This window comes from Caulobacter sp. RHG1 (assembly GCF_013181195.1).
GTDB lineage: Bacteria > Pseudomonadota > Alphaproteobacteria > Caulobacterales > Caulobacteraceae > Caulobacter.
In genome coordinates this window covers 25,710-50,662 of record NZ_SMZP01000011.1, presented here as the reverse complement: position 1 = coordinate 50,662, position 24,953 = coordinate 25,710, and the positions used below count along the sequence as shown (strand labels likewise).

At 62.6% G+C, this 24,953-nt stretch carries 23 protein-coding genes and 2 pseudogenes; 14 read left to right on the top strand and 11 right to left on the bottom strand.

The genetic code is table 11. The features are described from left to right. The first annotated feature begins 60 nt into the window (after positions 1 to 60). The 4 genes from flgC (at position 61) to E1H18_RS25065 (ending at position 3,075) form a co-directional block, all read left to right on the top strand. Positions 61 to 477: a flagellar basal body rod protein FlgC gene (gene flgC, locus E1H18_RS25080; RefSeq protein ID WP_172274600.1), complete on the top strand. Its 417-nt coding sequence runs from the start codon at positions 61 to 63 to the stop codon at positions 475 to 477. Between the two features lie 97 nt (positions 478 to 574). Continuing rightward, a complete protein-coding gene (locus E1H18_RS25075; protein WP_172274598.1) occupies positions 575 to 1,465 on the top strand; it encodes a cation diffusion facilitator family transporter in 891 nt (296 codons plus the stop codon). 28 nt (positions 1,466 to 1,493) lie between these two features. Further along, positions 1,494 to 2,588 (top strand): acyltransferase, encoded by a 1,095-nt coding sequence (locus E1H18_RS25070; protein ID WP_172274595.1) that lies wholly within the window; start codon positions 1,494 to 1,496, stop codon positions 2,586 to 2,588. 40 nt (positions 2,589 to 2,628) lie between these two features. Next, on the top strand, positions 2,629 to 3,075 hold the full coding sequence (locus tag E1H18_RS25065) for a helix-turn-helix domain-containing protein (protein ID WP_241736200.1): 447 nt from the start codon (positions 2,629 to 2,631) through the stop codon (positions 3,073 to 3,075). A 342-nt stretch (positions 3,076 to 3,417) separates the two neighbouring features. Here the strand turns inward: E1H18_RS25065 and E1H18_RS25060 are convergent, their stop codons facing one another. The 4 genes from E1H18_RS25060 to E1H18_RS25045 form a co-directional block, all read right to left on the bottom strand. Further along, entirely contained in the window at positions 3,418 to 3,924 is a 507-nt protein-coding gene (locus tag E1H18_RS25060) for a hypothetical protein (protein ID WP_172274592.1), read from the bottom strand. A 137-nt stretch (positions 3,925 to 4,061) separates the two neighbouring features. After that, positions 4,062 to 4,508: a hypothetical protein gene (locus E1H18_RS25055; protein ID WP_172274589.1), complete on the bottom strand. Its 447-nt coding sequence runs from the start codon at positions 4,506 to 4,508 to the stop codon at positions 4,062 to 4,064. Positions 4,509 to 4,641: 133 nt separating this feature from the next. Further along, the gene (locus tag E1H18_RS25050; protein WP_172274586.1) at positions 4,642 to 5,250 is read right to left on the bottom strand and encodes a cation transporter; all 609 of its coding nucleotides are present in this window, start codon (positions 5,248 to 5,250) and stop codon (positions 4,642 to 4,644) included. A 32-nt stretch (positions 5,251 to 5,282) separates the two neighbouring features. Then, the gene (locus tag E1H18_RS25045; RefSeq protein ID WP_172274583.1) at positions 5,283 to 5,765 is read right to left on the bottom strand and encodes an MgtC/SapB family protein; all 483 of its coding nucleotides are present in this window, start codon (positions 5,763 to 5,765) and stop codon (positions 5,283 to 5,285) included. 253 nt (positions 5,766 to 6,018) lie between these two features. Here E1H18_RS25045 and E1H18_RS25040 point away from each other — a divergent pair, with 253 nt between their 5' ends. Then, complete coding sequence (locus E1H18_RS25040; RefSeq protein ID WP_172274580.1) at positions 6,019 to 6,384, top strand: zf-TFIIB domain-containing protein; 366 nt, start codon at positions 6,019 to 6,021, stop codon at positions 6,382 to 6,384. A gap of 118 nt (positions 6,385 to 6,502) precedes the next feature. On the opposite strand, the gene E1H18_RS25035 is transcribed toward E1H18_RS25040, so the two are convergent. Continuing rightward, entirely contained in the window at positions 6,503 to 6,976 is a 474-nt protein-coding gene (locus tag E1H18_RS25035; RefSeq protein WP_241736199.1) for a DUF411 domain-containing protein, read from the bottom strand. A 676-nt stretch (positions 6,977 to 7,652) separates the two neighbouring features. Between E1H18_RS25035 and E1H18_RS25030 the strand changes: the two are divergent. The 4 genes and pseudogenes from E1H18_RS25030 (at position 7,653) to E1H18_RS25015 (ending at position 13,184) form a co-directional block, all read left to right on the top strand. Further along, a pseudogene (locus E1H18_RS25030) lies at positions 7,653 to 8,910 on the top strand (tyrosine-type recombinase/integrase). Between the two features lie 207 nt (positions 8,911 to 9,117). After that, entirely contained in the window at positions 9,118 to 10,029 is a 912-nt protein-coding gene (locus E1H18_RS25025) for a 3'-5' exonuclease (RefSeq protein WP_172274577.1), read from the top strand. A 156-nt stretch (positions 10,030 to 10,185) separates the two neighbouring features. Then, positions 10,186 to 11,451 carry an SIR2 family protein gene (locus tag E1H18_RS25020; RefSeq protein WP_172274575.1) on the top strand — a complete coding sequence of 422 codons (1,266 nt, stop codon included), beginning with the start codon at positions 10,186 to 10,188 and terminating at the stop codon, positions 11,449 to 11,451. Further along, on the top strand, positions 11,448 to 13,184 hold the full coding sequence (locus E1H18_RS25015) for an ATP-binding protein (RefSeq protein ID WP_172274572.1): 1,737 nt from the start codon (positions 11,448 to 11,450) through the stop codon (positions 13,182 to 13,184). Before E1H18_RS25020 ends, E1H18_RS25015 begins: the two co-directional genes overlap by 4 nt. Positions 13,185 to 13,390: 206 nt before the next feature. On the opposite strand, the gene E1H18_RS25010 is transcribed toward E1H18_RS25015, so the two are convergent. Next, positions 13,391 to 14,296, bottom strand: a complete 906-nt coding sequence (locus E1H18_RS25010; protein WP_172274569.1) for a hypothetical protein — start codon at positions 14,294 to 14,296, stop codon at positions 13,391 to 13,393. Positions 14,297 to 14,336: 40 nt separating this feature from the next. Then, complete coding sequence (locus E1H18_RS25005) at positions 14,337 to 14,654, bottom strand: AlpA family transcriptional regulator (protein ID WP_172274566.1); 318 nt, start codon at positions 14,652 to 14,654, stop codon at positions 14,337 to 14,339. A gap of 609 nt (positions 14,655 to 15,263) precedes the next feature. Here E1H18_RS25005 and E1H18_RS25000 point away from each other — a divergent pair. After that, positions 15,264 to 16,109, top strand: coding sequence for a hypothetical protein (locus E1H18_RS25000; RefSeq protein WP_172274564.1), 846 nt, complete (start codon positions 15,264 to 15,266; stop codon positions 16,107 to 16,109). Between the two features lie 263 nt (positions 16,110 to 16,372). After that, positions 16,373 to 18,205: a hypothetical protein gene (locus E1H18_RS24995; protein ID WP_172274561.1), complete on the top strand. Its 1,833-nt coding sequence runs from the start codon at positions 16,373 to 16,375 to the stop codon at positions 18,203 to 18,205. Between the two features lie 163 nt (positions 18,206 to 18,368). Here the strand turns inward: E1H18_RS24995 and E1H18_RS24990 are convergent, their stop codons facing one another. The 4 genes from E1H18_RS24990 to E1H18_RS24975 all read right to left on the bottom strand — a co-directional run bounded on the left by E1H18_RS24990 (position 18,369) and on the right by E1H18_RS24975 (position 21,311). Further along, positions 18,369 to 19,028, bottom strand: a complete 660-nt coding sequence (locus E1H18_RS24990) for a hypothetical protein (RefSeq protein WP_172274559.1) — start codon at positions 19,026 to 19,028, stop codon at positions 18,369 to 18,371. After that, positions 19,025 to 19,951, bottom strand: a complete 927-nt coding sequence (locus E1H18_RS24985; protein WP_172274556.1) for a hypothetical protein — start codon at positions 19,949 to 19,951, stop codon at positions 19,025 to 19,027. Before E1H18_RS24985 ends, E1H18_RS24990 begins: the two co-directional genes overlap by 4 nt. Positions 19,952 to 20,012: 61 nt before the next feature. Further along, positions 20,013 to 20,564: a hypothetical protein gene (locus E1H18_RS24980; protein WP_172274554.1), complete on the bottom strand. Its 552-nt coding sequence runs from the start codon at positions 20,562 to 20,564 to the stop codon at positions 20,013 to 20,015. Positions 20,565 to 20,840: 276 nt separating this feature from the next. Beyond that, a complete protein-coding gene (locus tag E1H18_RS24975) occupies positions 20,841 to 21,311 on the bottom strand; it encodes a helix-turn-helix domain-containing protein (RefSeq protein ID WP_172274551.1) in 471 nt (156 codons plus the stop codon). 309 nt (positions 21,312 to 21,620) lie between these two features. On the opposite strand from E1H18_RS24975, the gene E1H18_RS24970 reads away from it, so the two are divergent. The 3 genes and pseudogenes from E1H18_RS24970 to E1H18_RS27020 all read left to right on the top strand — a co-directional run. Continuing rightward, complete coding sequence (locus E1H18_RS24970; protein ID WP_172274548.1) at positions 21,621 to 22,268, top strand: GntR family transcriptional regulator; 648 nt, start codon at positions 21,621 to 21,623, stop codon at positions 22,266 to 22,268. Between the two features lie 350 nt (positions 22,269 to 22,618). After that, positions 22,619 to 23,263 carry a lasso peptide biosynthesis B2 protein gene (locus tag E1H18_RS27455; RefSeq protein WP_370526595.1) on the top strand — a complete coding sequence of 215 codons (645 nt, stop codon included), beginning with the start codon at positions 22,619 to 22,621 and terminating at the stop codon, positions 23,261 to 23,263. After that, positions 23,260 to 24,948: pseudogene (locus E1H18_RS27020) on the top strand (asparagine synthase-related protein); the annotation flags it as partial. The gene E1H18_RS27455 and the pseudogene E1H18_RS27020, both read left to right, overlap by 4 nt. Positions 24,949 to 24,953 lie beyond the last annotated feature (5 nt).

The following is a 24,953-nucleotide window of genomic DNA, read 5'->3' as shown; positions in this document are numbered from 1 at the left end:
GGCGCGTCGGATCGTCCGGCGCGCCGCCTCTTTTCTTCAACCCCAGAGCGGAGCCATCCGATGAGCAAGCCTGGAATAGAAGGTGGAAGCACGGCCATCGCCGTGTCGGGGCTGCAGGCCCAGAAAAAGCGTATCCAGCTCCTGGCCGAGAATATCGCCAACGCCAACTCAACGGCGCGCACCGCGGGTGGCGAGCCCTACCGGCGGCAGATCCCCGTCTTCAAGGTCGAAGAACTGGGGGACGGCAAGGGCGTCGCCTTGAGCGGAGTTCGGCTGGATCCCAAGCCGTTTCCGCAGGCCTACGACCCAGGCCATCCGGGCGCCAACGCCGCCGGCTACGTCCTGCTGCCGAACGTCAATTCCCTGGCCGAGAGCCTGGATCTCAAACAGGCCATGCGCGCCTACGAGGCCAACCTCAACGTCCTCGAAAACCAGGACGCGATGGACGCCAGCACGCTATCGATTCTGAAGAAGTAAAACCGCAAAGGCTGCTTGCCGCGGTCGTCAGTACGCTTTGACCCTTTTGATCTGATCAACGCGGCGGCCTCTAGGCCGCCCCTGGAGAACCCATCGCATGGGAGCCGGACACGACCACGGAGCAGGCCAGGCCAATGGCCGCCGGCTCGCCATCGCCCTGGCCCTGACCTCCACCTTCCTGGTGGCCGAGGTCGTGGCCGGTGTCGTCTACAACAGTCTCGCCCTGTTGTCGGACGCCGCCCACATGTTCACCGACGCCGTGGCGCTGGCCATCGCTCTGGCGGCCATCAAGGTGGGCCAGCGCAAGGCCACCGAGGACTTCACCTTCGGCTACCGGCGGTTCGAAATCCTGGCCGCGGCCTTCAACGCCATCCTGCTGTTCGCCGTGGCGATCTACGTGTTGGTCGAGGGGATCAAGCGTATCGTCGAACCCGAGCCCGTGCAGTCGCTGGGCATGTTGGTGGTGGCCTCTCTTGGCCTGATTATCAACCTGATCTCCATGCGTCTGCTCTCCAGCCACAAGGATAAGAGCCTCAACGTCAAGGGCGCCTATCTGGAAGTCTGGGCCGACATGCTCGGCTCGGTCGGCGTTATCGCCGGGGCCCTGGTCATCCGCTTCACCGGTTGGCGCTTCGTCGATCCCATCGTCGCCATCGGCATCGGTCTGTGGGTCCTGCCCAGAACCTGGATCCTCCTGAAGGACACCACGCGCATTCTTCTCGAAGGCGCGCCTTCGGGTTTGGCCCTGGCCGGTGTGCGCAAGGTCATCGCCGAAACCCCCGGGGTGGCTGGTGTTCACGACCTGCACATCTGGACCAGCGGCGCCGACCAAGCCATCTGCACCGCCCATGTCGTCCTGACCGAGGGCGCGGACGGCGAGAGCGTGCGCCTGGCGATCGCCGAACGGCTGGAGACCGATTTCGACCTTCATCACGTCACCATCCAGACCGAACGCGTCGAATGCCTGGAAGAAGGCGGCCACACCTAACGGTGAAGATTCTCCTGAGGGGAAGGACATGTATCCAGCCGATATCCGCTCCCTGACGGGCCTGCGTATCGTCGCGGCCGCCTGGGTGTTGGTCTATCATTTCCGAAACCGTCTGGGCCTGGATCTGGAGCGGTTTGGACTGGTGGCCAAGGGCTACCTCGGGGTCGACCTGTTCTTCATCCTCTCCGGCTTCATCCTGACTCATGTCTATCTGCGCGCCTGGGAAGAGGGTCGGTTTCAGTACCGCGCCTTTCTCTGGGCGCGACTGGCGCGTCTCTACCCGGTGCACCTGTTGACCCTGGCGGGCACGATAGCGCTGTGGGCGCTCGGACGTTGGCAGGGCGCCAGTTTTGATCCCATCGCCTTCGACCCGTCCGTACTGCCCCAGCAAATCCTGCTGATCCACGCTTGGTGGACCACGCCGACGGTGCAGTGGAACTTTCCGTCTTGGTCGATCTCAGCCGAATGGTTCGCCTACCTGGCCTTCCCGGCTGCGGCCGTTGCGGCGATGGCGCTGCGCGCCCGACCGGTGCTGGCGGTTCTTCTGGCCGCCGGCCTGTTCTTCCTTCTCGACGCTCTCGTTGGGAGGGGAGGTGGCGACCTGACCCAGATGACCGCCCAAGGCGGGGCGCTACGTATCGTCCCTTCGTTCGCCATGGGTGTGGCCCTGCACCGGCTTGGCCAGACACGATCAATGACCCTGGGCCTCGCCCGGATCGGGACGGGCGCGGCCTTGGCCTGGATCGTCGTTTCGACAAGCCTTGGCCTGGCCGACATTTGGATCTGGCCCGCCCTGGCGGCTTTGATTTTCTGCCTGGCTGAGCGCGATAAATCTGGCCGCGTCGGGATGCTGGCCGTGCCTCTGGCCGTCTACCTCGGCGAGGTCTCCTACGCGGTCTACATGACTCACCTACCGGTCGACATCGCCTATTTCGAACTGCTCGGCCGTCTGCCTGTTCAGCCGGTCGGAGCTCTGGCCTGGGCGGCCTGGCTCGGCGTGATGGTGGCCTGTTTCCTGGTTTCGGTGATCGTCTATCACGCCGCCGAACGGCCCGCGCGGCGCTGGCTGCGAGCCCGCGATCCCTTCGCCCGTCGTCCCCACCCCGGTCAGGCGACGATCTAGGCCAGGATCATCCGTTTTCACGGGCCAACTTCGATAACCCATGCGCGTCGCCGAAGGCTTCGCAAAGAGAGGCTGGATGCCGCCGACCACGACGCCGCATTTCGTAGACCTGTACGTGGGCGCGCGCCTGCGGGGACGACGCAGAAGCCTGGGGCTTAGCCAGGCCCACGTCGCCAAGGCCGCTGGCGTGACCTTTCCGCAACTTCAAAAGTACGAGCGCGGCGCCAACCGGATCAGCGCTTCCAAGCTCTATGCGCTCGCCGCGGTGTTGAGGTGTGGTGTCGCCTGGTTCTTCGAGGGCCTGCCGGACACAGCGCCGGACGCGTCCGCGGCGTCCGCGCCTGGCAATGGGTGGGGCAGAACGGTCTATCCCCTTTTAATGCACCCCGAGGGCCTGGCGCTTGTCAGGGCCTTTCAACCGCTGCCGCCCAATTGTAAGGCGCAGGTTCTGGCGCTGGTCCGCGCCCTCGTCGACGAGGGGAGCTGACGTCCACGCTGCCAACGCCACGCGATTAATTCGCTCTTTGGAAGGCCTGCCCGACGCATTGCAAGGCAAAGGGAATGTCGAATGCCTGGGCCGTCTGTTCTGTAGCCGGGCGCACGGCACCCCCTGTGGGGGAACTGAGCAGGATGGCGACCTGCAGTGTCGAGCATGTTTGTCACACCATCGAACGGCCCGTGCGACGCTGGCCTTGGGCCCGTGGCCCCACCCATGTCCGCTCATTAGCGGCAGCCGTGAGGGAAAGGGGGAGCCAGGGCTGTTTTGCAGGCCGAGCCACGGCCCGGCCTGCAAAGTTCCCACACTTAGAGAGGTGGCGTGCCGGCTTGGTCAGTCCTCCGGCCTGGGCTTGACCTTGGAACGGCGAGCGACGTCGTGGAGCCCGCCACGCGCACGATCTCCACCGAACGACACGACGAACTCTCTGCTTCGTTCGGCGTGGCCGACCGACAGATGCGCCACAAACACGTGGGGGAGGTGAACCTTCGTGATCGACAAGAAGTCGCGTCCGCGTTTTTCGAAGGTGAAGGTTTCGCTTGAGCCGTCCGGGCGAAGCGTCACGATGGTAATGTCCTCGACCTGAAGAAGGCCCAGGAGTGGCTTGACGCGAAACCGCCAGGCCGCACGCCGACGGATGATGTCCAGCCGCAGCGTTCCATTGTCGAGATATATGCAGCGAGTTTCCGGATCCGGGTCTGTATAGAGCGCGGCGATCTTGTCCGCGCGCAGTTGCCAGCTCCAGATCATTGCGCCGATCACGCCACCGGCGATGGCGAAGAAGGCGATGGTGAGCACCCAGGGATAGGTGAAGACGTAGGTCGCGAAGGTGAGGGTCATGCGAAAGCCCCCCCTGTGCTTGGTCGAGCGTGCTGGAGGTGGAAGCGCACGCGTAGGCAGATCCGCGCGAAGCGGATGTTGAATCTCATAGACATGGAGAATCCTCGAACAGGCGGAGCGACAAAAGTCGCGCAGGTCTAGGCAGCGCGTTCGAGAAGAGATCTGGGCGGCCGGTCCTGTGGATTGGCCCCTAAGCCTGGCCGATCGTCGTTTTCCAGCGGGAAGGCCGTGATCGGCGCTTCCTTCCAGGATGGCGTTAATGCGTCCGTCGCCACCCGGTAGAGGGAGCCGCCGTCGGTGTGGTGGTGATGAGCGCCGGGCGGGGCAGGAGCCGCGGTTTGGGGCTCACTCGACGCCTGGACCCTGACGGTCGGAACAGGGGTTACCTCGAGGAGCAATCCAGGCTGCTCCCGCGCGTCCGCGGCAGGATCCGCCAACTGATGTGTCTCGGCGCTCGCGGTTATGTGGAGCTCGGCTCCATGGCTCAGGATGTCCATCTGGGCCTGCAGCGCCACAAGCATCGTCAGCATGGTGGCAAAGGCCACCATCGCTTGCCGAACTGTTTTAGGGAGGCGGAAGGCCACAGCGACTCCGAAAGGAATCCAACGCCGCCATTGTCGCGATTTCGGCCGCCATCGACAACGCCGCAGACCCATAGTGAGGGGGTATAGTGCGATTGGTGGTTTGGCCTGTTGAGCGGATCACCCGATCGGGAGCTTAGACGGGCGTTTCTATGGCTTTGCGCGCTTCGTTGCGCGCATCCTGGAGGATTTCGATACCGCCCTTGACGGCGACGAGGGCAGTAGCCAGGCCCACAAGAAGATCCGGCCAGTTAACGCCCAACCAAAATACCATCGCGCCGGCGATCAGGATGCCGCCGTTGGAGATGAAGTCGTTGAAGCTGAAGGTCGTCGCGGCGCGAAGGTTGACGTCGGGGGCTTCCAGCCGCTGCAGTCGGCGCAGGCAGTAGAAGTTCACCGCAGCGGCGATCGCCGACATCACCATCATGGTCGGGCCGATCGGTTCGCTACCTTGGAAGAAGCGGCGCGCGACGTCGATGGCGATGCCGACAGCGAACACCAGAAGCATGAGGCCCGAGACCGTCGCGGCCCGGCGCTTCCACAGCTGTCCGCGCGTCAGGGCCAGCAAGCTCAGCGCATAGACTGCCGCATCGGACAAGTTGTCGACGCCATTGGCGATCAGGGCGCTGGAGTCGGCGATCACGCCCGTCATGAAGAAGCCGGCCGCGATGGCCCCATTTAGGAGCAGCACGACCCACAGGGTGCGCCTTTCGGCCTGATCTCTCGGCTTGCCCGACGCGGTCATGCTGGCTCCTTGAACGCCTGGGCGAACCGGAACTAAAGCGAGCGATCGTCACCGAGTGTTCCCGGGCGGATCGCCTCAATCTGCGCGGCCTTCTTAAGGGGCTGGGACCAGCGCAGTGTCAGGAACGTGGTCAGGGCCAGCACCACGGCGATGTCGTAGAGGCCATAGCCTACCGCCGCGCCCAAGGCGCCTGTCGCCCACAGGCTGGCGGCGGTCGCAGTGCCCGATGCTCGACCGCGCTGCTTGAGGATGGCGCCGCCGCCGATGAATCCGACACCCGTGATCAGACCTTCCATGATCCGGGCCTGGCCCATGGATTCTCGGCCCAGAACGGCGATGCCGACCAACACGAAGCCGCAGGCGGCGATCGCCACCAGGGGAAAGGTGCGAAGCCCCGCGCTCCGGTCGCCGCGCTCGCGATCCCAGCCCACCGGCAGGGCCAAGGCGAAGGCCAGGGCCAGATTGAAGATGTGATTGGCCGCTTCCCAAAAGCTGGCTGAATTGAAGGTCATCATGCCTGGGGTCTCCGGCGCGTCCAGCCCCTGTGGCCGAGGCCTTTGGGGGCATGTTGCGCTGATCTTTCGAAGCGACAAGGCCTGGCGCCGCGCATACGATCACCGTGTGTAGCGCGGCGGCCTATTCTTCGGAAAACACCAGGAGCGCCACTATGTCGCCGCCTGTGGGACGTACTGTCAGTCAAGCGCGTCGAGCTTCGAATTTCGCCGGCTTTGCGCCCGCCCGCGTCTGGTCTCCCCAAGGAGAATGCGAATGACCGACTCCACCTTTGCTCCGGCCGCCCACCACGAGGGAGGACTGCCTTGCCCGGTCTGCCGGGTTGATCTGGTGATGACCGATCGCCAGGGTATCGAGATCGACTATTGCCCGAAATGTCGAGGAGTTTGGCTGGATCGCGGTGAACTCGACAAGATTATCGAGCGAAGCCTCGCCTATGAGACCGCGCCTGCGCCGCAGGCCGCGCCGGCGCCGCGCCAGCCCGCGCCGGAGCACGGCGGACCATGGGAGAGCGATCACCAGGGCAGCCATGGCGGCAAGCACGGAAGCAAGCATGGCGGAGGGCATGGCGGGGGACGCCACGGCGGACGCCGGGGCTTTCTCGGGGGACTTTTCGACTAGGGTTGGTGTGGTCCGCGTTCTCTCTCGCTAAGCGCTTAAGAGCAGGGCGCCCCGCGTGCTCGTGGCGGTGATGACAACGGCGTGTCGTCCGTCATTGTGTAAGCGTTCGTCCAACGAGTTAGCCATGTGTGGCAAAGATGCGTGTGCGTCCGGCGCGATCGAGAACCAGCAAGGTGCTAAAGCGCTGGCGGGCGCCGTCTGGTTGTTCCATCCCGGGCGATCCCGCCGGCATGCCCGGTACGGCTAGACCCAACGCCTGCGGCTTATCCTTCAGCAGCCTCAAGATATCTGCGGGAGGAACGTGACCTTCGAGCACATACCTGCCGACAATGGCCGTGTGGCAAGAGGACAGCGTCTCGGGAACGCCGTGCTTGGCGCGGATAGGCGCGAGATCATCTCGCTCTATCACGGTGGGCTGAAAGCCGGCGCGCCGCATGTGGGTGATCCACCCAGAGCAACAACCGCAATAGCGCGTCTTGTAGACTAGCAAATTGCGGGTCTGAGCACCTACCGGTGTTGCAGTCAGAGCCGCGCCTGCACCGAGAACGAAGCGGCGAGTAACCATCGACGTCGTCCCTTGAGCGAATGTCATGGAAGGGTCCCAAGGAGCCGGCAAAGCGGCGCGGTGCAAAGAGCTGCCGGTGGCGATAGTTCAGGCCCTTAGCCTTACCCTAGACATAGATCGACGCGGTAGGTTTTGAGGAAAATCAAAGAGGAAAGGCACTGGGAAGCTGGTTGGGAAGCGCTCCGTCGTCGATGGAGCGGAAAATTCCTGGAAGTGCGCCTCTTGGTGAAATCACGCCAAGTTTACCGCCAAAAAAGTCTGTAAAAACAGTCGGTTATTTGGCGGCATTTCTGACGGCGCTTTGGACGGCATCGCGCGAAATGTTCGTGGAAATGTCCTTTTCATTCAACAGCTTGTGCGATTGATTGATGATCGAGTGGGAGAATGATTCAGGCCTCTCCGGCGACGTTCGCGATCTATCGCGGATGTCGCCTAAGTCACTGAAATAATTTGTGATTCTCGCCGCCAAGTATCGACAACTATCGGCGGGCACAGTTTCAAATGTCGTCTAATTGACGGGCCGGAGCGCACCTTGCTCCTGCGCCGGGTCGGCTGGTACCGTCAGCTCACGTCGGGCCTGACGGTACTTTTCCAGCAACAAGCTCCTGAAATCACAAAAGAAAATCGCGATCGGCATCCCGAAAACGAGGTGGCGGTATAGCGACGGATTTTGCCTGCTTTCAGGGGCGCGGAGACCGTCCCCATGCTTACCGACGCGGCTCTCAAGAGCCTGAAACCAAAGAGAAAATCCTACAAGGTGTCCGACCGTGACGGTATGTACGTCGTGGTCTCTTCCGCGGGGGGCATAACCTTCCGCCTCGACTACCGCCTGAACAATCGACGTGAGGACTCTGACCCTGGGTCGCTACGGGCCTGGCGGCGTCAGCCTGCTGAAGGCGCGCGAGCTCGTCATGGAAGCTCGCAGGCAGGTGCGGGAGGGGGTGTCTCCCGCCATGGAGAAGCAGCGGGCCAAGGCGAAGATCAAAGCCGCGAAGACGTTCGGCGAGTTCGGCCGCAAATGGCTGGAGGAGGGGCGCATGGCGGAGAGCACGCGCGCCATGCGCCGCAGTATCTTCGAGCGCGACATCGCCAAGGCGTTCGAGAACCGGCTTCTGACCGAGATCGAGCCGCAGGACGTGCGGGCGCTCTGCCAGAAGGTGAAGGATCGATCCGCGCCGGCGACGGCCGTCCACATCCGCGATCAGATCAACCTGATCTACGCCTTCGCCAGGCTCCATGGCGAGAAGGTGGAGAATCCGGCCAAGGAGGTCAGCCCGTCTTCGATCTGGACGTTCACGCCGCGTGAGCGCGCCCTGTCGCCTCGAGAGATCCGGCTATTCTACACGCTGCTGGAGCAGGTCGCGACTTTGCCGACGATCCGTCTGGGCATGAAGTTCATCTTGCTGACCATGGTGCGCAAGAGTGAACTCCAAGACGCGGTTTGGAGCGAGGTCGATTTCGTCAACGCGGTCTGGCAGATTCCGAAGAGCCGGATGAAGTGCGGGCGAGCCCACAACGTCTACCTGTCGACCCAAGCTCTCGACATTCTGATCGCGCTGAAGACCTGCTCTGGCGGGTCGCGATATGTTTTGCCGTCGCGCTACGACGCCAACGAACCGATGTCGCGCGCGACGTTCAATCGGGTGACGACGTCGATCGCCGAGCGAGCCAAGGCCAATGACCTGGCGCTGGCGCCGTTCACCGTCCACGATCTGCGGCGGACCGGATCGACCCTTCTGAACGAGATCGGCTTCGACGAGGACTGGATCGAGCGCTGCCTGGCTCACGTTGATCGGCGCACCTCTCGGCGGGTCTACAATGTCGCCGAGTACGCGACGCAGCGCCGCCATATGCTCCAGGAGTGGGCCGACATGATCGATGCCTGGGTCTCTGGCCACAAGCACGTCCCGACGCTCAAGCCAACGTTGGAGCATGGGGTCACCTTGGATCCGGCCGCATAGTTGCCGAAAGCGGTAGCGCTACTGTCGGCAGCGCTACCGCTTTCGGCCCGTTGCGGAACTTGATTGTGTCCATAGGGCGGTGACGCACCTGAAGTCATGCTCGACTGCGAACATTCCACCGCGTCACGTCGGCGCCGCTGCGGACACCCGAAGCGGGCTAAATGCGTCTCATTCCACCGTTGATGTGGCAAACTCCGATCGAATCCTATGAACGCCCTGCCGCCACAGCATCCCCCCTTCGACGCCCTTGAGGCGATGGCGCGCCAACTTGAAGCCAGTGGTCGCTACAAGATTCTGCGCCAGTTCGAGCGTAACACTGTCGTCGCACCCACTAATGCCGCGACACTGCGCTGGGGCATCTATCTCGACACCGAGACAACGGGCCTTTCAGCGCAGAAGGACGAGATCATCGAACTGGCGATGATCCCGTTCCAGTACGATGAAATCGGTCAAATCTGCTTCGTCGGTCAGCCCTGGGTTCGGTTGCGCCAGCCGAGTAAACCCATCCCGCCCGAGATCACGCAAGTCACGGGTATCACCGACGCCATGGTCGCGGGCCACGTAATAGATCCTGCTGAGGTCGCTGCTTTTATTGGTCCAGCCGTAATCGTCGTAGCGCACAACGCAGCCTTCGACCGCCCGTTCGTCGAGCGGTTCTGTGAGAGTTTCAAGTTGAAGTCTTGGGCGTGCTCGATGCGCGAGGTCGACTGGGCCGCCTTCGGGTTCGAAGGCACAAAGCTCAAGTATCTGGCCGCCGAGGCCGGCTTCTTCTTCGCTGGGCACCGCGCTGAAAACGATTGCTACGCCGGCATCGAGATCCTGTCGCACACCTTGCCGACAGGCCAGACTGCGCTGCGTCACATGCTTGAGACGGCCCGGACCACGACTTGGCGTATCGCCGCCGTCAACGCGCCCTTCCATCACAAGGAAGCGCTGAAGGCGCGTGGCTATCGCTGGAACGACGGTGAGAACCTGGCGCCAAAGGCTTGGTGGATCGACGTTGCCGAGGACGCCTATCACGCCGAGATGATTTATCTGGCCCAAGAGATTTACGGTTATGATCCGCAGCTCTCCCCGCGCCGGATTACCGCATTCGAGCGGTTCTCGGAGCGGATTTGAGGTGTGGCCGGTCGGGATGACCGGTCACGATTGCAGTGCCCGCGTTTGCGGCCAATCGGCTCAACGCAGGCCACGCCCGAAACGGGCGTCGCCACCTATGCGGGCGAGGTGGACGCGTCTACTGTCGATTAAGCTTCACTTGGACGACCTTGACGTATGCCAAACTGGGCGACCGACGCACCCGACGCCAAACATCTGCGCTTGTTCTTGCCTGGCGAGGGGTGGCGATCCTACGCTGACAGGGTCGGTGGTGACGGAAGAACGGAAGCTGGAAGCCAGCGCCTGATCGAGAGCGCGTTTCTCAACGCTCTGAACGCTACCAATCTCGTCATCTTGACTGGCACCGGCTCCTCATTTGCGGCCAAGAACCCGGTCGGCAAACCCGAACCCGCCGGAATGGCGGCGCTCTGGATCGCCGTCGAAGCGGCGGTCGGCACAGCGACCTTCGAGGAAGTCGGCAAGCGCTTTACCTCCGCCAACGTCGACAAGAACATCGAAAAGCTGCTCACGCTCTGCAAGCTTTTCCTGGAACTCAACGAGACGTCCACCGACGCGACGACCGAGCAGATGCGCAAGTTCGTCGCCGACGCCGAGCGGTGCATTCTGGCGACCGTCGACTTCGTGGACGCGGACACCAACTTGGACGCCCACGCCCTGGTAGTGCAGAAGGTTGGCCGGCGCGGGCACCGTAAGCCGCGCGCCAAGTTCTTTACTACCAACTACGATCTTTGTTTTGAGGAGGCCGCGCGGCGTCACCGCTTCACGATCATCGACGGGTTCTCCCACACCTTGGTGCAGACCTACGATCGTGGGCATTTCGACCACGATATCGTGCGGCGCGAGGCGGGAAAGGACGCTCCCGACTATATCGAGAACGTCTTCCACCTCTACAAGCTGCACGGCTCGATCGACTGGCGGCGCATGCCAGACGGCGAGATCATTCGGTCGCGAAACGACGTGGGCGAGCCGATCTTGATCTATCCACGCTCAAGTAAATACCAGGAGGCGTTCGACGCCCCTTATCTCGACATGATGGGCGCGCTGCAGGCGGCGTTGCGCGAGCCCGACACGGCGTTGGTGATTTCGGGCTTCGGCTTCAACGACGATCACCTCAGCCGGCCGATCCTGTCGGCCATCGAGTCGAACCTTTCGATGCGCCTGGTGATCTGTGATCCGGCGTTTCTGTCGGCCGGCGCCCTGGCCCTGGACGAGCATGCCGTCAACGCGCCGTTGGCGACGACCAACAAGTTCTACGCCGCGTTCCACCGCCTCGCCGCCAGCGGCGACGCGCGTCTGCATCTGATCAACGGGCGGTTCAGCGACATGGCGCACGCGCTGCCCGATCTGATCGGTGAGACAGACCGCGAGCGCCATGCCGCGCGAATCCGTGTGCTGCGTGGCGAGGAGGGCAAGGCGCCGTGAAGCTGGCCAGTCCCGTCAATCCAGATCTTTATCTGGGCACAGTGACCCTGGTGACGGCCTCGCAGGTGCAAGTGAATCTGCCCAAGGCGACCGCGCGCCCAGAGCGGCGCGGTTTGTCGCGGGGTGCGGTCGGAGACTTTGTTTTCGTCGACTGCGATCGCATCAAGATCCTTGGCCGCGTGATCGAGACCCGAATTCCCGATGGTGAGCGGCTCTCGGTCGAGCCTAAGCTTGGGGCTACGATCGAGCCCAATCCAATTGGGCATGTGCAGCTTCTGGCGACGGTCGAGCAGGGAGCAAACACGCTCAAGCGCGGCCTCCCTGCTTTCCCTCGTATCGGTGACAGCGTCTATCTGGCCGATCCAAAGTTGATGGCCGAACTCATTCGAAACGCCGTGGCCAAGCCTGGCGAGGCCACGCTCCGGGTTGGGCGCATCGACGCCGCAGAAGGCGTCGACATTCACCTACCGCCGGAAAAGGTCTTTGGTCGTCATACCGGCGTCTTCGGCGCCACGGGCGGAGGCAAGAGCTGGACGCTGGCCATGCTGTTGCAAGAGCTGAAAGCCAACGGCGGAAAGGCGATCCTTCTCGATCCTACCGGTGAGTTCGTCGACATCGACCCCGTTGACGAGGTTTTCGCCTTCGAAGAAATCCCGGGCCATAAGCACGTTCATTTCCCGTATCGCCGGGTCACGGAAGACGATCTTTTCACGGTCTTCAAGCCTGGCGGGCAGAGCCAAGGTCCGAAGCTTCGCGAGGCGATCAAGAGTCTGAAACTGGTGACCGCCACCAACGTCGTCGCGCCCAACGGCGTCACATATTCCAAGGGTCGGGTGGTCAAACGCGGCAAGCCGCGAGGACCGTTCTACGAAGCCCTAGAGGTCAACGCCAAGGCCCTACACGCACCCCATTGCGATTTCGACATTCAATGGCTGCCCGACCAGATCAAGGCTGAATGCATCTACTCTTCGGATCGTGACAATCCAGCCAACTTCGGCGGTCCCGACAACAACACGCTTAGCTATTGCGAGGCCCTTGTCGCGCGCATCACCACGCAGATCCAGTCGCCGGAACTCCAGTGCTTGTTCCAACAGAAGGGCGTTTCGCTGGTTGACGAATTGGACGCGTTCATCGCCGACGATCAGCGTGGCGTCGCGGTGATCTCGTTCCGTGAAGTTCGCTTCGAGCATCACACCCGGGAGGTGCTGCTCAACATTATCGGACGCCACCTGCTGGCTCTGGCACGCGAGGGGCGCTTCAAGGATCGTCCCTTGGTCGTGATGCTCGACGAGGCTCACCAATTCCTCGGTCGCAGCGTTGGCGACGAGTACGGCAGCACGCAGTTGGATGCGTTCGGCTTGATCGCCAAGGAGGGGCGGAAGTACGGGCTCACATGCGTGCTGGCTACCCAGCGGCCGCGCGACATCCCCCACGACGTCCTCAGCCAACTAGGGACGCTCTTCGTTCATAGGCTCACCAACAAACAGGACCGTGACACGGTCGAGAGCGCCTGTGGTGATCTCGACCGCGGCGCGGCTCAGTTCATTCCCATGTTGGCGCCGGGCGAGGCCGTCGTTATCGGGCCTGACCTGCCCGCGCCGGTGCCCATTTTTGTCACGCCCCCGACGAGTCCGCCGGACTCTCGTGGTCCCGCCTTCCAAGCATCCTGGGCCAGGCGCCGTGAAGCCGTCGCCAATAACGCCCCTGCCGCGCCGCTCGATGATGTTCTCTAGCTGGACGTTGTCGCCTCGTACGCACCGGTCTCGCGCACATGGCAGGGAGAATACTTCAGCGACTTTGCTGGCAGTGGGTCCCTGCACTGAGCTTTAGAGAGTTCGAAAAGCAGTACGGATTCACTTTCGATGTTGAGCCCGGGCCATGCTTCCACCCTTGGGGGCGGCGCTGGCGACATCGTGGCGCAGGTGGCCTGCGATATCCCTCAAGGAAGGCCAGCATCATCGCGCAGCTGGCGCATTGCCGCACGGATCGCCTGCCGATGCTCGTTCATGAACTGCTCGGTGACTGGGTCGCGGGACCGCAGGTATCCAGAGATCGAGGCAATCTTCCCTTGTTTGATGGCCACAGCGTAGGTCTTACGAAGCAGCGCGACCTCGTCATAGAGGTCATCCAGCGCTTCTCGCCATCCGTCCCTCAGGACGTCACTGCGGCCTCCATGAGCCGATTCAAAGGTATGGCGACTGCGACGATCGATGAGTTCGCCCGTGTTGAGGGCGTGCACTGTATCCTCCAACGCCTGTTTGAAATCATCACCGTGCTCATTGTTGATGGGGTCTTGGAAGGCCGGACGATCGAAAGCTCGGGTGACGACATCGATGATCTTGCGGTCCTGGTCGTCAGGCGACCTGATCTGCAGCACGTTCTCGTAGTAGTGGCGAGCTAGTTCATCGTAGTTGTTCAGATGGGTGACGAACTGTTCCCAGAACCAGATCGTCACGCCGCAGAGCTTTAGTGCGGCACGCTCTTCGCTCAATTGGAAGGCGGCCACCTGCAGCTTCACGTCAGCGGAAGCCGTCGTCGCCAGGATGAATTTTTTGAGCCGCCATGGACCCTTGTCGGCTTCCTCGACGGCGTCGCGAAGAGTCTTTGGCGTTAGGGGGCCGCCGGGGCGAGGAAGGCCATTAGCGCCTAGTTTCAGATGGCGCTTGCACTGGATGCCGATCCTAAGGTCGGGAATGTGGACATCCAGGCCGTGCTGCGTTTGGCCCGCTATGCCGACGGTGTCGACGAAAGGCGTGGAGAAAACGCGCTGGGCCGTCGAAGCCGTCAAGGTTTCGAAGTCGGTCCAATTCTGAGGTGGCAGGAAGAACAGTCTGAGCGGAGGCATGGGCCAAGCTTACGACCTTATGCTCTTACCGCCTAGGTTGTTAGCGGCGTCTGGCGGCAGCTATTGATCGTGCGACGGGGCGAGATCGGCGCAACCGAACGTCGGGGCCAGGAGCCCGCTCATCGTTGACGATCGGATCGGCCTTGCGTTTGGCCAGCCAGGCTTCGACCTCGGCCCGGTCCCAGACGACGCAGCGGCGGGTTAGGGCGAAGCGACGGGGAAAGTCGCCGCGCTGCTCAAGATCGTAGATGGTGCTGTCGGCGAGTGGCACGAGCTTGCGCAGTTCGGTGCGCCGAATTGGGCGGACCGGGGCGGTGGGGTGAGTATTCGCCTGGGCGGCGGGGGTTGGATCCGACATGGTCTGCTCCTCTGGTCGACGCGCGATCGTTGGCGATTGTCGGCGGCGAGCGAAAGCGCGGTCTTCGGCGGAGTGGGTCTTGGCGTAGGTGTGGAGGGTAGATCGGAGCCATGGCCATAGGACGCCACGCCGCTGGGCACCGAGTGACAGCAATGCTGGTTGTGCATCGCCACCGCGCTGGCCAACCAGAAACTTCGAGAAGTAAGCCATGGGCCCGGTTCCCAGCGGCTGGCGGATTTCTATTCCCGATCGGTTGCTGATGTTCAGCTCTCGATCGCTTAGTGTGCGAGTTGAAGCATCGCTTCGACACCTCATTGGAGACGCCTCACGGTGTCGTCAGGCGAATGCTCAAGCATATTCCTCCCACGAAAAGCGCCCGGCAGGGCCCGTAGGGGTCTCTGACGGCGAGGTTGTTGCGAGGCCCAGCGCCCTAGGGTCACGGCCAGCAGCAGGGGGCGCCCAAACGTCAAGTTCCTGGAGAGGACCCAATGTCTGCTCCTGGCGCAAAGTGGAGATCGCGGGAATAATCGCACAGGTTGAGCTGGCGGGCCGTAGCCACTTCAGCCATATGACACACGCGCAGCGCCTTGCGCCGCTGGATCCCTACCAATGCGCGTCACCTTCGATACCAACGTCCTCGATCTGGCCTGCCGTCCTGAGCGATTTCCTAAGGATCCTCGGCAGCCCGGCCTGGTTCGGGTGCGTCAAGCACTGGAAGCCGGTGAGATTCACGGCTTCTATCCAGTCACAATGCTGACCATCGAAGGTATCCAGAACCCTGACCGGGCTGGGGTCTATGGCGGAACGAAGACGGTGATCACAGAGAGCCCCCCTGTGATTACCCCGAGCAACGATCTCCCAGCTAAGCTCCGAGCGGAGATCGGCGACGGCAACCTGGAGACCTACAACGTGACGTTGACAGTCACGCAGGACGACCGAAAATCCCTGCACCCCGAGGTCGCAAAACGCGTGGCGGCAGCTAAGGCTCTCGGGGTTCGAGCACTGAGGGCCGTGCCGCGCATTGGCGCATTCGACATTACCGACGAAACGGGAGAGTACTATCTCGCCATTCCTGATGACGATCTCGGTCGTTGGATCGATGCCGCCCATGCTGCTTGTCGCGCCATTGAAGCGCGGGGTGTCGGTTTTGCGCAGGTGAAGGCGCTGGGCGAGCGGCTTGCGATCAACAGTCCCCACGACCTGTGGTTCCGAGCGCTGAAGGAAGCGAAGGACATCCACGAAGAGAATGGGGTGAAGCGTGCCTTCAGCGAGTGGGCTGATGGAGATGCTCTGGGCTCTCACATCGCCTACGGAATCGACGTGTTTTGTTCGGCTGATGTGGGCAACAGCAACGCCCGGAACTCCGTCCTCGATCCTATCAACCGCGCCTGGCTGACGGAGACTTACGGTGTCCGATTCATGACGTTCGATGACCTACTAGCGGTCCTGACCTAGGTGGCGCCACCATGAGGACCCCTCGGTCGTGGCAGACCGATGGTCCTCGCAGCGGTGGATGGAACTCTGTGTGCGCCTCAGCTTTGGCGCGGTCTGCGTGGTAAAACTCGCATCAGCCCAAAGTCGTGTTCCCGAAGGTGCGCCAATGTCCGGTAGTGGCGCGGAGCTGTACCGCACAAAAGACTGTCTGCGGCACTGGGACGACGCGGAGCGACGGGGCGGAGTTGGGCGCTTCAACGAAGATGGAAAGCTGCGAGCGGGGAATGGCCAAGCTCGGAAGCTCGCCGCATAGTTGCCGCATGCCCGGCTTCGCAGATCTCCGGCACCTCATTCGGTCCACCACCCACGACGCGCTCGAAGGGTTGGTGGTCGATCTACTGACGGGCCTGATCCCCCGAGTGGCGCGGTCGCGCCGCCTGGGCGCGTTGGACTGCCTGGGTATTGACGTGTCGCAATACGACGAGTCGACCGACGCGATTACGATGGCGATCCAGTGCAAGGGCTTTGAGCTAGCGATCAGCGAGCAACAGGTCGAGGCCTGCGTCGAAGAGATCCAGAAGTTCAAGCGCGTTGGCCCACCCGTCGCGAGCTATTGGCTGATCGTCAACAAGCGCATGGGCCAGCCGGATCGCGCAACGGTCGAACCCCATCTCGATGACCTGGTCGCGAGCGGTAAGGCGACCGAGGCGAAGCTTCTCGATCTAAACGCCTTCGTCGACCAGCTTCGAATTCTTGCCCGGGATCGCTTGGCCGATTGGGCGACCGAATCCCGGGCGCGGCTGCTCGCAGAGTTCGTCGAGCGGCTGGAAGTCGTCCGCTATATCGCCGACGTCCCGTTTGAGCACCGCGGCGTTGCACGAGAATGGCCCGCCGATTGGACCAACAAGGCCGTACGTCAATATCTGGCCGCGATCCATGCCGAGCATGTTGGAAAGGACCGCTCTCCGCCCCGCTTCCTCTTCACGGCGAGCTTTGGCTTCGGAAAGACCAGCGCCCTGCACGCGATTGCGGAAGACTGGATCGCGTCCGCCGGTCACGTCATCTACGTGCCCGCGGCGCTGCTGTCCGACAATGCTTTTGTCAACGGCGCGGGGCTTACCGAAAGCCTGCTCGAGCAGATCATGCCGTCCGGGTGGGAAGCCCCGCAGCACGTCCTCTTCACGCTTCGCGAGACTTTGCGCAAGGAACTCGCCCGATCACGCGACTGGTTGCTGTTGATCGACGGTTTGGACGAATGCGCCCATTGGGCCGATCCCCAGCGCATGTCGGCGCTCTGGGGTGGCGTCGTGGATCTGGGGCTTCCGCTGGTCGCCTCGATCCGGGACGAACTGCTCCAACTGCGTCGGCAGGAATTCGAGGCGGGGGACGGTCGGTCTTTCGGGCGGCCGTTCTTTGAGCTCGTAGCCTTGGGCGACTGGCCGGACCCCCTGATCGATGAATTCCTGCGCCGCTACGAAGCGGCCCAATCCAGTCCGCCTCCTGCGGCTTTCGAACGCTTCCGACAGCTGGTGCAAAGCGGCGGCTATGTCTCGGTCTATGGTGATATCCCCAGACGGCCCTTGTTTCTGGGCATGCTGGCCCACGACGCATGGCGCGATGCAGAACCCGAACGGGAGTTGCATCGGCTCTACGGCAAGTACCTTCGGCGGAAATTGTACTTGGATCGCCACAGCGCCGGAGCGGCGGCCGTTGTCCGAGCGGGCGAACTCGCGAACCGGCTCGGGCGGGAGGAGGAGGGGGAGCGCCTGATCTTAGCGATGCAGGACGTCGCCAGCGAAATTGCCGCCGCTGGACTGCGGGATGAGGCGGCGGTCATAACGGAGGATCGCTTGAGAGAAATCCTCCGCATGGTCTCGGCGGAGGTCGCGAGGATCGAGGAAATCGCGTTGAACTCGCTGCTGCTTCCGGCCGGCCGGGGCCCTGTTAGTCGCCAACGCATGTTTCGGTTTGCTCACCAGTCGTTTCAGGACTGGTTTGTCGCTCGGCGGCTGGCGATGATGGGAACGCCGTTCGACGCTGAGATCCACAATGACGCCGTACGTGGGTTCGTCGCACGGATGAGCGCGGATCTCGCCACGGGGGGTGTATTGCCGTGAACATGGCGCGGGGCACCGATCCAGACTCGAGGTCGCAGTGAAAATCCGCTGGGCACCGGAAACTCAAAGGCCCGCTTTCCGCCGACGAGCAAGGGTCCGCTTCTGGCGCATACTGCTCGTAACGACAGTCCTCGTGAAGGTCGGCTTGGCGGCGCAACGTGTGTCAGGCGTAACAGTAGTGGATCAGGTCGCGGATCACATGGAGCAGGCCTGAGAGTGGTCCGCCTTCGATCGGCGAGCCGTGGGCGTGACGGTTGCGCATCTCTGCGAGGGTCGGGCGATCAGCCAAGGGGCCGATCTTGCGCAAACGGTTGATGACGCGACCGCCACCGATCAGCGCGGTGGGGAAATCCAACTCGCGAATGCCCTGGTGGGTGACCAGGTGGTCGAGGAGGTCTGAGAGCGGCGGCGTGGCGATCATGCCTGTAGCGGACGGTTCCTTCTTCTTCCTCGGCGGCGACAGGGCTTTGACCAGGAGGCCGAAGCGATCGTTGAGCGCGAGCTCCAGAGCGGTAAACGCCACTATTTCTGCAGCTAACATCACGTCGGCATCGGCCCATGCCAGCAGGTAGAGCTTCTGAGCTCGCCGATATTTGACGCGCACGACGGCGGGTGCGGCGCAGGCGGAATCCAGATCGAGCGCTTCCAGAGCCCGACGCCAAGCGTCGATGGTCGGAAAGCTGGTAAGGGCGGCCGGGCTCGTGGGGCTGGGCCAGAAAATACAAACGCCGCCGGGAACGTCCGCGAGCCATGTGGCGAGTGCGTTCATGGCCTCGTCCGCTTCGGCGAGAGGATCGAACGGCTCAAGCGGGAGGTTGGTCATGGCGCAAGATCGAGGAGCTTGGCCAGGCGGATCCGGAAGCTGCGATCGGTGCGCGTGCCAAGAACCTTTTGGTCGAAATAGAGCGCACAGATTTGTTCGGGCAGGCGTCGGACATCGATCCGATAGACACCGTCCGCGTAGCCGATCATCTGTTCGGTGACGAGGTCGTCGATGATGTCGACTTCCTCATGGGCATCCAGTCGGGGCGCATGGAAGGTTTCCTCCCATTCGCGCAGGAACTCGACGATGTCACGTTCATCCAGGTCCGGCCCGTTCTCAAATGCACCACAGACCAGGGCGATGACGGCGTAGGCCTGGGCAGGCGGCATGTCGGCGACGTAGGATTCCGCCGCTTGAAGCGTACGGTCATCCTGACAGATCAGGCGCGTGGCCTGGATGAAGGTGTCCAGGCCGCCGAGCTGCAACAGGCCCAGTGCTTCCTTGGGTTTGACGATCGTGCAGTTGGCGAACGTTTTCAGGGCCGAGGTGATGCTGCGGATCCGGCCACGATGTTTGGCGGCGTCGGTGCAGAGCACAACGAAATATTCCTCAGTACGGACCGTGTGCATGGCGGTCGCATACTGCGCCTTGAGCGTCTTGAGGACGTCGAGCTTCTCCTTGGCCCACAGCTCGAACTCGTCGTAGCTTTTGATCTGGAGGCCGATCTTGTGCTCACCGTCGTCGGCTCGATAGCGCAGGAGCACATCGATGCCCTCGTCCGAGAAGCCTTGAATGTCGTGGACGTCGGTGTGGTAGCTGCCAAAGACGCCAAGCACGCCCTCCAAAATCTCCGTGAACGAAGGGCAGAGGTCCTTGTCGTGTTTGAAGTTCTTGAACTGGACTGTTTCGGAATCTGTCACGGCATTGCGGCGCAGAAGTTCGGTGAAGATCTCAATTGGCGAGAGTGGATTGGTGATCCGCATCGATCTTGCTCTGGTCTCGTAAGAGGGGCTGGCGTCGCGTGTCGCTGCTGTTTGGGAAGGGCTAGAGGGCGGCTTTGCGCCCGGTCGCGCGGGCCGCGAGCCGCTCGACGGCGGAGGCGGCGTTGAACACCGCGACGTAGTCCTGCTTTAGCCAGCGCTCGGTGACGACCGCGTTGGGCGCGCGCTTTGCGATGTCGAGTTGTTCATCACGCTTGGCGCTGATGTCGGCAATCACGCCCTGTAGGGTCAGGACCGCCGTCGCCAGCTCATGGTCATCGAGGTCGCCCAACCTCAGCTCGGCCAGCACCTTGGCGGCCGTTGCAAATGCCCCTTGGCCATCGAGATTGACGAAGTCCCGCAAGGGCAGGCTGCGACCATCAACGGCTTGATGAATGCGTTCGTAGGTCTGCAGCACCCAGCGCGCAGCCGATGCGGCGTTGTGGATCTTCTGGTGACGTTGCTCTTGGGATTGGCGGCGCAAGTACCGTTCCTGGAGCCAAGCCGCGGCGAACACGGCCGCCGCGGCGAAGATCGCCTGGGCCCAGGCCGCTACGGTCTGACCAAACAGCGAGCGATCCTTGGTCACCGCGCCGACAACGACGAGCGTGGCCACCGCGCAGGCGGCGCCAAGGGCGAGAATGGGGCGAGACGGCTTCCACATAGGTAGAGCTTGGCCCAGATCACGGCGGCTCAAAAGCCCCATCGATGCTGTGTCGCGAGGTATAGGGGGCGGGGGTTGGAAACCTCGAGCAAGTGCAGAGGCCCGTGACTTCAGCGCGCGCGCCGCGATACTTCCGCGCTACGCGGCCCTGATCGCATCGGCTCGCGGCCTATATAACGGCCCCCGCCGCCTACGACGGTAGGCGCCGTCGCCGCGGGCGGCAAGCTCCTACTGGTTTTCGTCTGATGGACCCAGGCCGCCCTGCAATCGCGCCGCCAGGTCTGCGCGGCGCCGGACTTCCTCGAGCAGGCGTTCGAAGGTCGCGGAGAACTCCGAGACGATGGTCAAGGTGTCGAGCCGGCGCAGATCGTCGCCAGCGGCCTGGTCGAAGGTCTGTAGCTCGATCAGGAAGGCGGTCATCAGCTTGTTGTCGGCTACGCGGACGGCGAACTCCGGCGAGCCGATGAGCAGCGAAGTGATCAGGCCGTTGGGGTCGGCGTCGGTCGCATGCGCAAAGCGGTGCATTCGCTCGAAGTTCGGCCGAGCCTGTCCACTTTCGAAGTGTTCATAGGTGCGGACCTGCAGTTCCATGGCGTCGGCCATGTCGCCGACCGTCGCGCCGCGCGCGCGTCGAAGGAGGCGCACCGCCTTCGAGAGCAGGGCGCTCCAGGGCGGCGGATTGCTACTCCCTCTGGTCATGAACTCGATACGGAAAAATCAACCTGGGGGCGACCCTCTCGCGCTTCGTGGTCAGGATCAACGGTCATGTGCGGATGATCCGCCAACGAATGAGTTCGGGCGGGAGGCGCTCAAGGTCTGCTCGAAAACGAAGCTGGTCAAACGATCGCGAATTGTTGTTAGCGATCCGCAAGTTTCTTGCGGTATTTTAGCAAGTATGTGTGGTGAATTATATATTTAATATATTCTCATGTTTCGGTTGTTCGTAGTCTTGAGGGGTGGCTGGACAATTGTGCGTATTTCAGGAGGGGGTATTTGGTGAGGTGAACGGTGGTCCGAGAGCTTGATCCATTCAGTCGAGCGCTGGAGGCGCTGCGCGAACGCTTACGCGGAGGCGATTTCGTTTTGGGAGAGCCCCTTCCGATCAGCGACCTGGCCCGCGAGTTGGATTTGAGTGCAACGCCGGTTCGAGAGGCGCTGTCACGGCTGGCAGGCGAGGGGCTCATCGAGGACCGCCGTGGGCGCGGCTACTTCAGCTGGCGTGTCGATCCGTTGGACCTTGTCGAGCTCTACGACCTTAATCAGCTTCAAGTCGGCGCGGCGCTGACGGTCCTGGAAGGCGCCGAGGCCTCGGGCATCCGCGTGGAGCAGCCGCGTGAAGCTCTCTTGGCCGACCCGGTGCTCTGGAAGGCCGACCCGGTCCGCGCGGGTGAGCGCCTGTTTGCTGTGATCGTGCGAGCTGGCGGTGGTCGAACGCTTGTCGCAAGTCAGGCCTCGCTCGCCGACCGGCTCGCTCCCGCGCGCCGCACCGAGCCGATGGTGCTCACCGGCATGGTCGATGAAATCGGCGCCCTGATCGAGCTCTACGACGCCCGAGAATGGCGCTCACTGACCAGCGAGATTGGCGGCTATCACCAGCGCCGGCGTGCCGCGGCCGGTCACATCGTTGCGCTGATCCGTCGACAAGGAGAGCGGTAAATATCTTGAATATAGACCTTCAATAGGTAGCCTATATCCCTGGTGTCGTAATTGATGAGCGCGGATATGGGCGCTCAAATATTCTAGATATAGTTTGAATGCCTGTTTCTGCGGGCGCTTCCTGAGGTTGTCGCAATCACGCGACGCTTCTCAAGGGAGATCCCGTCATGGGCAAGACCCGCAAGACCAAGCTGATCCGACTGGCCGACGCCAAGCGCCGGACCCTCGGGTTCGACGGCCCGAACGAAGAGACGCTGGTGATCAGTCAGTACGATCTGCCGGCCTGAACGGATCGTGACCGGGCGCGGCGTAGGTGCGCCCGGTCACGTCTTTCGATGCACGGGTGAAGCATGAATTGGTACTGGGGTCCTCGCGTTCACGCGGTCATGCATGGCCGAGATCTTGTCGTCCTAGACGCCGATCGCAACGACTATGTGGTTCTGCCGCTAGCTGAACGCTCGGTTCGCCTGGAGCCGTCGGGTGTGGGAGCCACCATCGATGATGCTGATCTGATCAGTGAGCTCGCGGACGCGGGTCTCGGGACGAGAGCGCGGGGCGCGGACCGTCGGCCGTCGCTGGCTTTGCTGCCCGCTGATGCAGACCTCTACGATCGACCCGACCCCACCGTGTCCGTGGCGTTCCGAGCGAAAATGGCGATCCTTTCGGCACGGGTCTCTGCACGGCTAAATTCGACGCAGCTCTCGACGATCGTGGAGCCGCGGCTGAGCAGTGAGGGGCAGGGCGCGGCGGCTGACGTCATTGAGCGGGCTCTAGTCTTACGCGCCGTTCTGCCTTGGCTCCCATTTCAGGGCCAGTGTCTCTACCGTGCTGCTCTCCTACGCGCCCATCTCAAGAACTTGGCGCCCCGAACTCGCTGGGTGTTCGGCGTTAGCACTTGGCCGTTTGCTGCCCACTGTTGGGTGCAGTTCGATGGCCTAGTGCTCAACGATCGCCTGCTACGTGTTCGGCGCTACACGCCAATCTTGGCGGTATGATCGTGGCGCGAGACCAGTTTGTGGCCCTTGCCTGGCTTAACGGTGAAGTCTCCGGCGCCGGCACCACCGCGATCGTGAGGGTAAAGGCCGATCTCGAACGCGAAGGATGGCGCCTAGCCTATGAACGGCCGGGCTTATGGGTCTTTGGCTTTGGGGATTCCGCAGCTCGGGTTGTTCCCTGGGGAACGCGCGGTGGCGTGGTGATCGGCGATGTGTTCAACGCTGATGGCGACCTTGTAGACGGTATTGCCGAGCTAGCAGGCGATGTGGATCTGGCCACAGCCTCCAGGCATCTTAGCGACCAATACTGGGGTCGTTATGTCGCTCTATTCCCGGCCGTGCAGCGGGACGTTTGGGGTGTCTATCGTGATCCGATGGGCGGCATCGATGCTTTCGGTTTGCGCTATGCCGATGTGGTGGTTGTCGCCTCAAGCCTACCTCACGCGGTGCTGCGCCATTTCACCGACGGTGTTGCGATCGATTGGGTGATGGTGCGCCGGGTAGTGACTGCACCGAACATGGCGCAGACCTGCAGCCTCCTGCTAGGGGTTGAGGCTATCGAACCGGGTGAGTTGATCGCGTTCGAGCAGTCTGGCCCGCAGCGCAGGCGCATCTGGGCGCCGGGCGAGGTCGCGCGGCGTCCGCCACCTTCTGGAGACCTGGAAGGAAAGCTTCGCCAAACTGTCGATCGGTGTGTCGGCGCCTGGGCTGCAGCCTACGGGCCGGTGATTGCCGAAGTCTCTGGCGGCCTGGATTCTTCGATCGTCGCGGCGGCCCTCGTTTCGCAGGGCGCAGACGTGAAGTCGTGGCTCAATCACTTCATCGACGACTGGGTGGGCGATGAACGGCCATATGCGCGGGCTTTGACCGAGCGGCTTGGCGTGGAGCTGACTGAAGTGCCCAGAGCTGAGTTGGTCGTTCGGCCGACAAGTTTCCTTGATGTGGCAGATGGGCCCAGGCCGACCTTCAACGCCGCTGACATCGGCTTCGATGAGGCGATGGGGAGCGCTGCTCGTGCGGCTGGAGCTAGCGCCATCATGACAGGCCAGGGCGGCGACGTGGTCTTCTTTCAGATGGAAACGCCGACGGTAGCAGCCGACCGATTTCGCCGGTTGGGGTTCAAAGGACTGTCTTGGGCGTTCCTGCGAGAGATCGCGGTCTGGAACCAAGTCTCGGTTTGGACAGTCCTGCGCCAAGTTTTCGGCCACGCCCAGAGCGCGAAAGCGTCGTCCCACACGCTCACCTCAGCTCACGACAGGCTGTCTGGTTCAGCGGTGGCGAGGCACACTTGGATCGAGATGGCGGATGGCTTGCCACCGGCCAAACGCCTACAGATCGCGAATCTCGCCTACATCCAGCTAGTAAGGGGGCGAAGTCGGCGGGGACGGGAGGCTGCGGTCCTTCATCCGCTTCTGTCTCAGCCGGTCGTGGAGCTTTGCCTGTCGATTCCTGCAGATCGACTTGTCCAAGGCGGCCGATCACGCGGCCTCGCCAGAGATACGTTTGCCGAGCGCCTTCCCGGCGTCGTCGCCAACAGGCGAACCAAGGGGGACATGACCGCCTTTTACGGCCACGCCCTGGCCGCCGGTCTGGACGAGATAACGCCGTTTCTCCTGGATGGGCGGCTCGTCGCAGCCGGTATTCTGGATCGAGACTTGCTCGAAATCCGCCTTTCTCTTGAGGAATTGGC

What these genes read in the sequence shown, in the direction of transcription:
- flgC (WP_172274600.1), top strand. Translation starts at nt 61, where the DNA reads ATGAGCAAGCCTGGAATAGAAGGTGGAAGCACGGCCATCGCCGTGTCG.
- E1H18_RS25075 (WP_172274598.1), top strand. Translation starts at nt 575, where the DNA reads ATGGGAGCCGGACACGACCACGGAGCAGGCCAGGCCAATGGCCGCCGG.
- E1H18_RS25070 (WP_172274595.1), top strand. Translation starts at nt 1,494, where the DNA reads ATGTATCCAGCCGATATCCGCTCCCTGACGGGCCTGCGTATCGTCGCG.
- E1H18_RS25065 (WP_241736200.1), top strand. Translation starts at nt 2,629, where the DNA reads ATGCGCGTCGCCGAAGGCTTCGCAAAGAGAGGCTGGATGCCGCCGACC.
- E1H18_RS25060 (WP_172274592.1), bottom strand. Translation starts at nt 3,924, where the DNA reads ATGACCCTCACCTTCGCGACCTACGTCTTCACCTATCCCTGGGTGCTC.
- E1H18_RS25050 (WP_172274586.1), bottom strand. Translation starts at nt 5,250, where the DNA reads ATGACCGCGTCGGGCAAGCCGAGAGATCAGGCCGAAAGGCGCACCCTG.
- E1H18_RS25045 (WP_172274583.1), bottom strand. Translation starts at nt 5,765, where the DNA reads ATGATGACCTTCAATTCAGCCAGCTTTTGGGAAGCGGCCAATCACATC.
- E1H18_RS25040 (WP_172274580.1), top strand. Translation starts at nt 6,019, where the DNA reads ATGACCGACTCCACCTTTGCTCCGGCCGCCCACCACGAGGGAGGACTG.
- E1H18_RS25035 (WP_241736199.1), bottom strand. Translation starts at nt 6,976, where the DNA reads ATGACATTCGCTCAAGGGACGACGTCGATGGTTACTCGCCGCTTCGTT.
- E1H18_RS25025 (WP_172274577.1), top strand. Translation starts at nt 9,118, where the DNA reads ATGAACGCCCTGCCGCCACAGCATCCCCCCTTCGACGCCCTTGAGGCG.
- E1H18_RS25020 (WP_172274575.1), top strand. Translation starts at nt 10,186, where the DNA reads ATGCCAAACTGGGCGACCGACGCACCCGACGCCAAACATCTGCGCTTG.
- E1H18_RS25010 (WP_172274569.1), bottom strand. Translation starts at nt 14,296, where the DNA reads ATGCCTCCGCTCAGACTGTTCTTCCTGCCACCTCAGAATTGGACCGAC.
- E1H18_RS25005 (WP_172274566.1), bottom strand. Translation starts at nt 14,654, where the DNA reads ATGTCGGATCCAACCCCCGCCGCCCAGGCGAATACTCACCCCACCGCC.
- E1H18_RS25000 (WP_172274564.1), top strand. Translation starts at nt 15,264, where the DNA reads ATGCGCGTCACCTTCGATACCAACGTCCTCGATCTGGCCTGCCGTCCT.
- E1H18_RS24995 (WP_172274561.1), top strand. Translation starts at nt 16,373, where the DNA reads ATGGCCAAGCTCGGAAGCTCGCCGCATAGTTGCCGCATGCCCGGCTTC.
- E1H18_RS24990 (WP_172274559.1), bottom strand. Translation starts at nt 19,028, where the DNA reads ATGACCAACCTCCCGCTTGAGCCGTTCGATCCTCTCGCCGAAGCGGAC.
- E1H18_RS24985 (WP_172274556.1), bottom strand. Translation starts at nt 19,951, where the DNA reads ATGCGGATCACCAATCCACTCTCGCCAATTGAGATCTTCACCGAACTT.
- E1H18_RS24975 (WP_172274551.1), bottom strand. Translation starts at nt 21,311, where the DNA reads ATGACCAGAGGGAGTAGCAATCCGCCGCCCTGGAGCGCCCTGCTCTCG.
- E1H18_RS27455 (WP_370526595.1), top strand. Translation starts at nt 22,619, where the DNA reads ATGAATTGGTACTGGGGTCCTCGCGTTCACGCGGTCATGCATGGCCGA.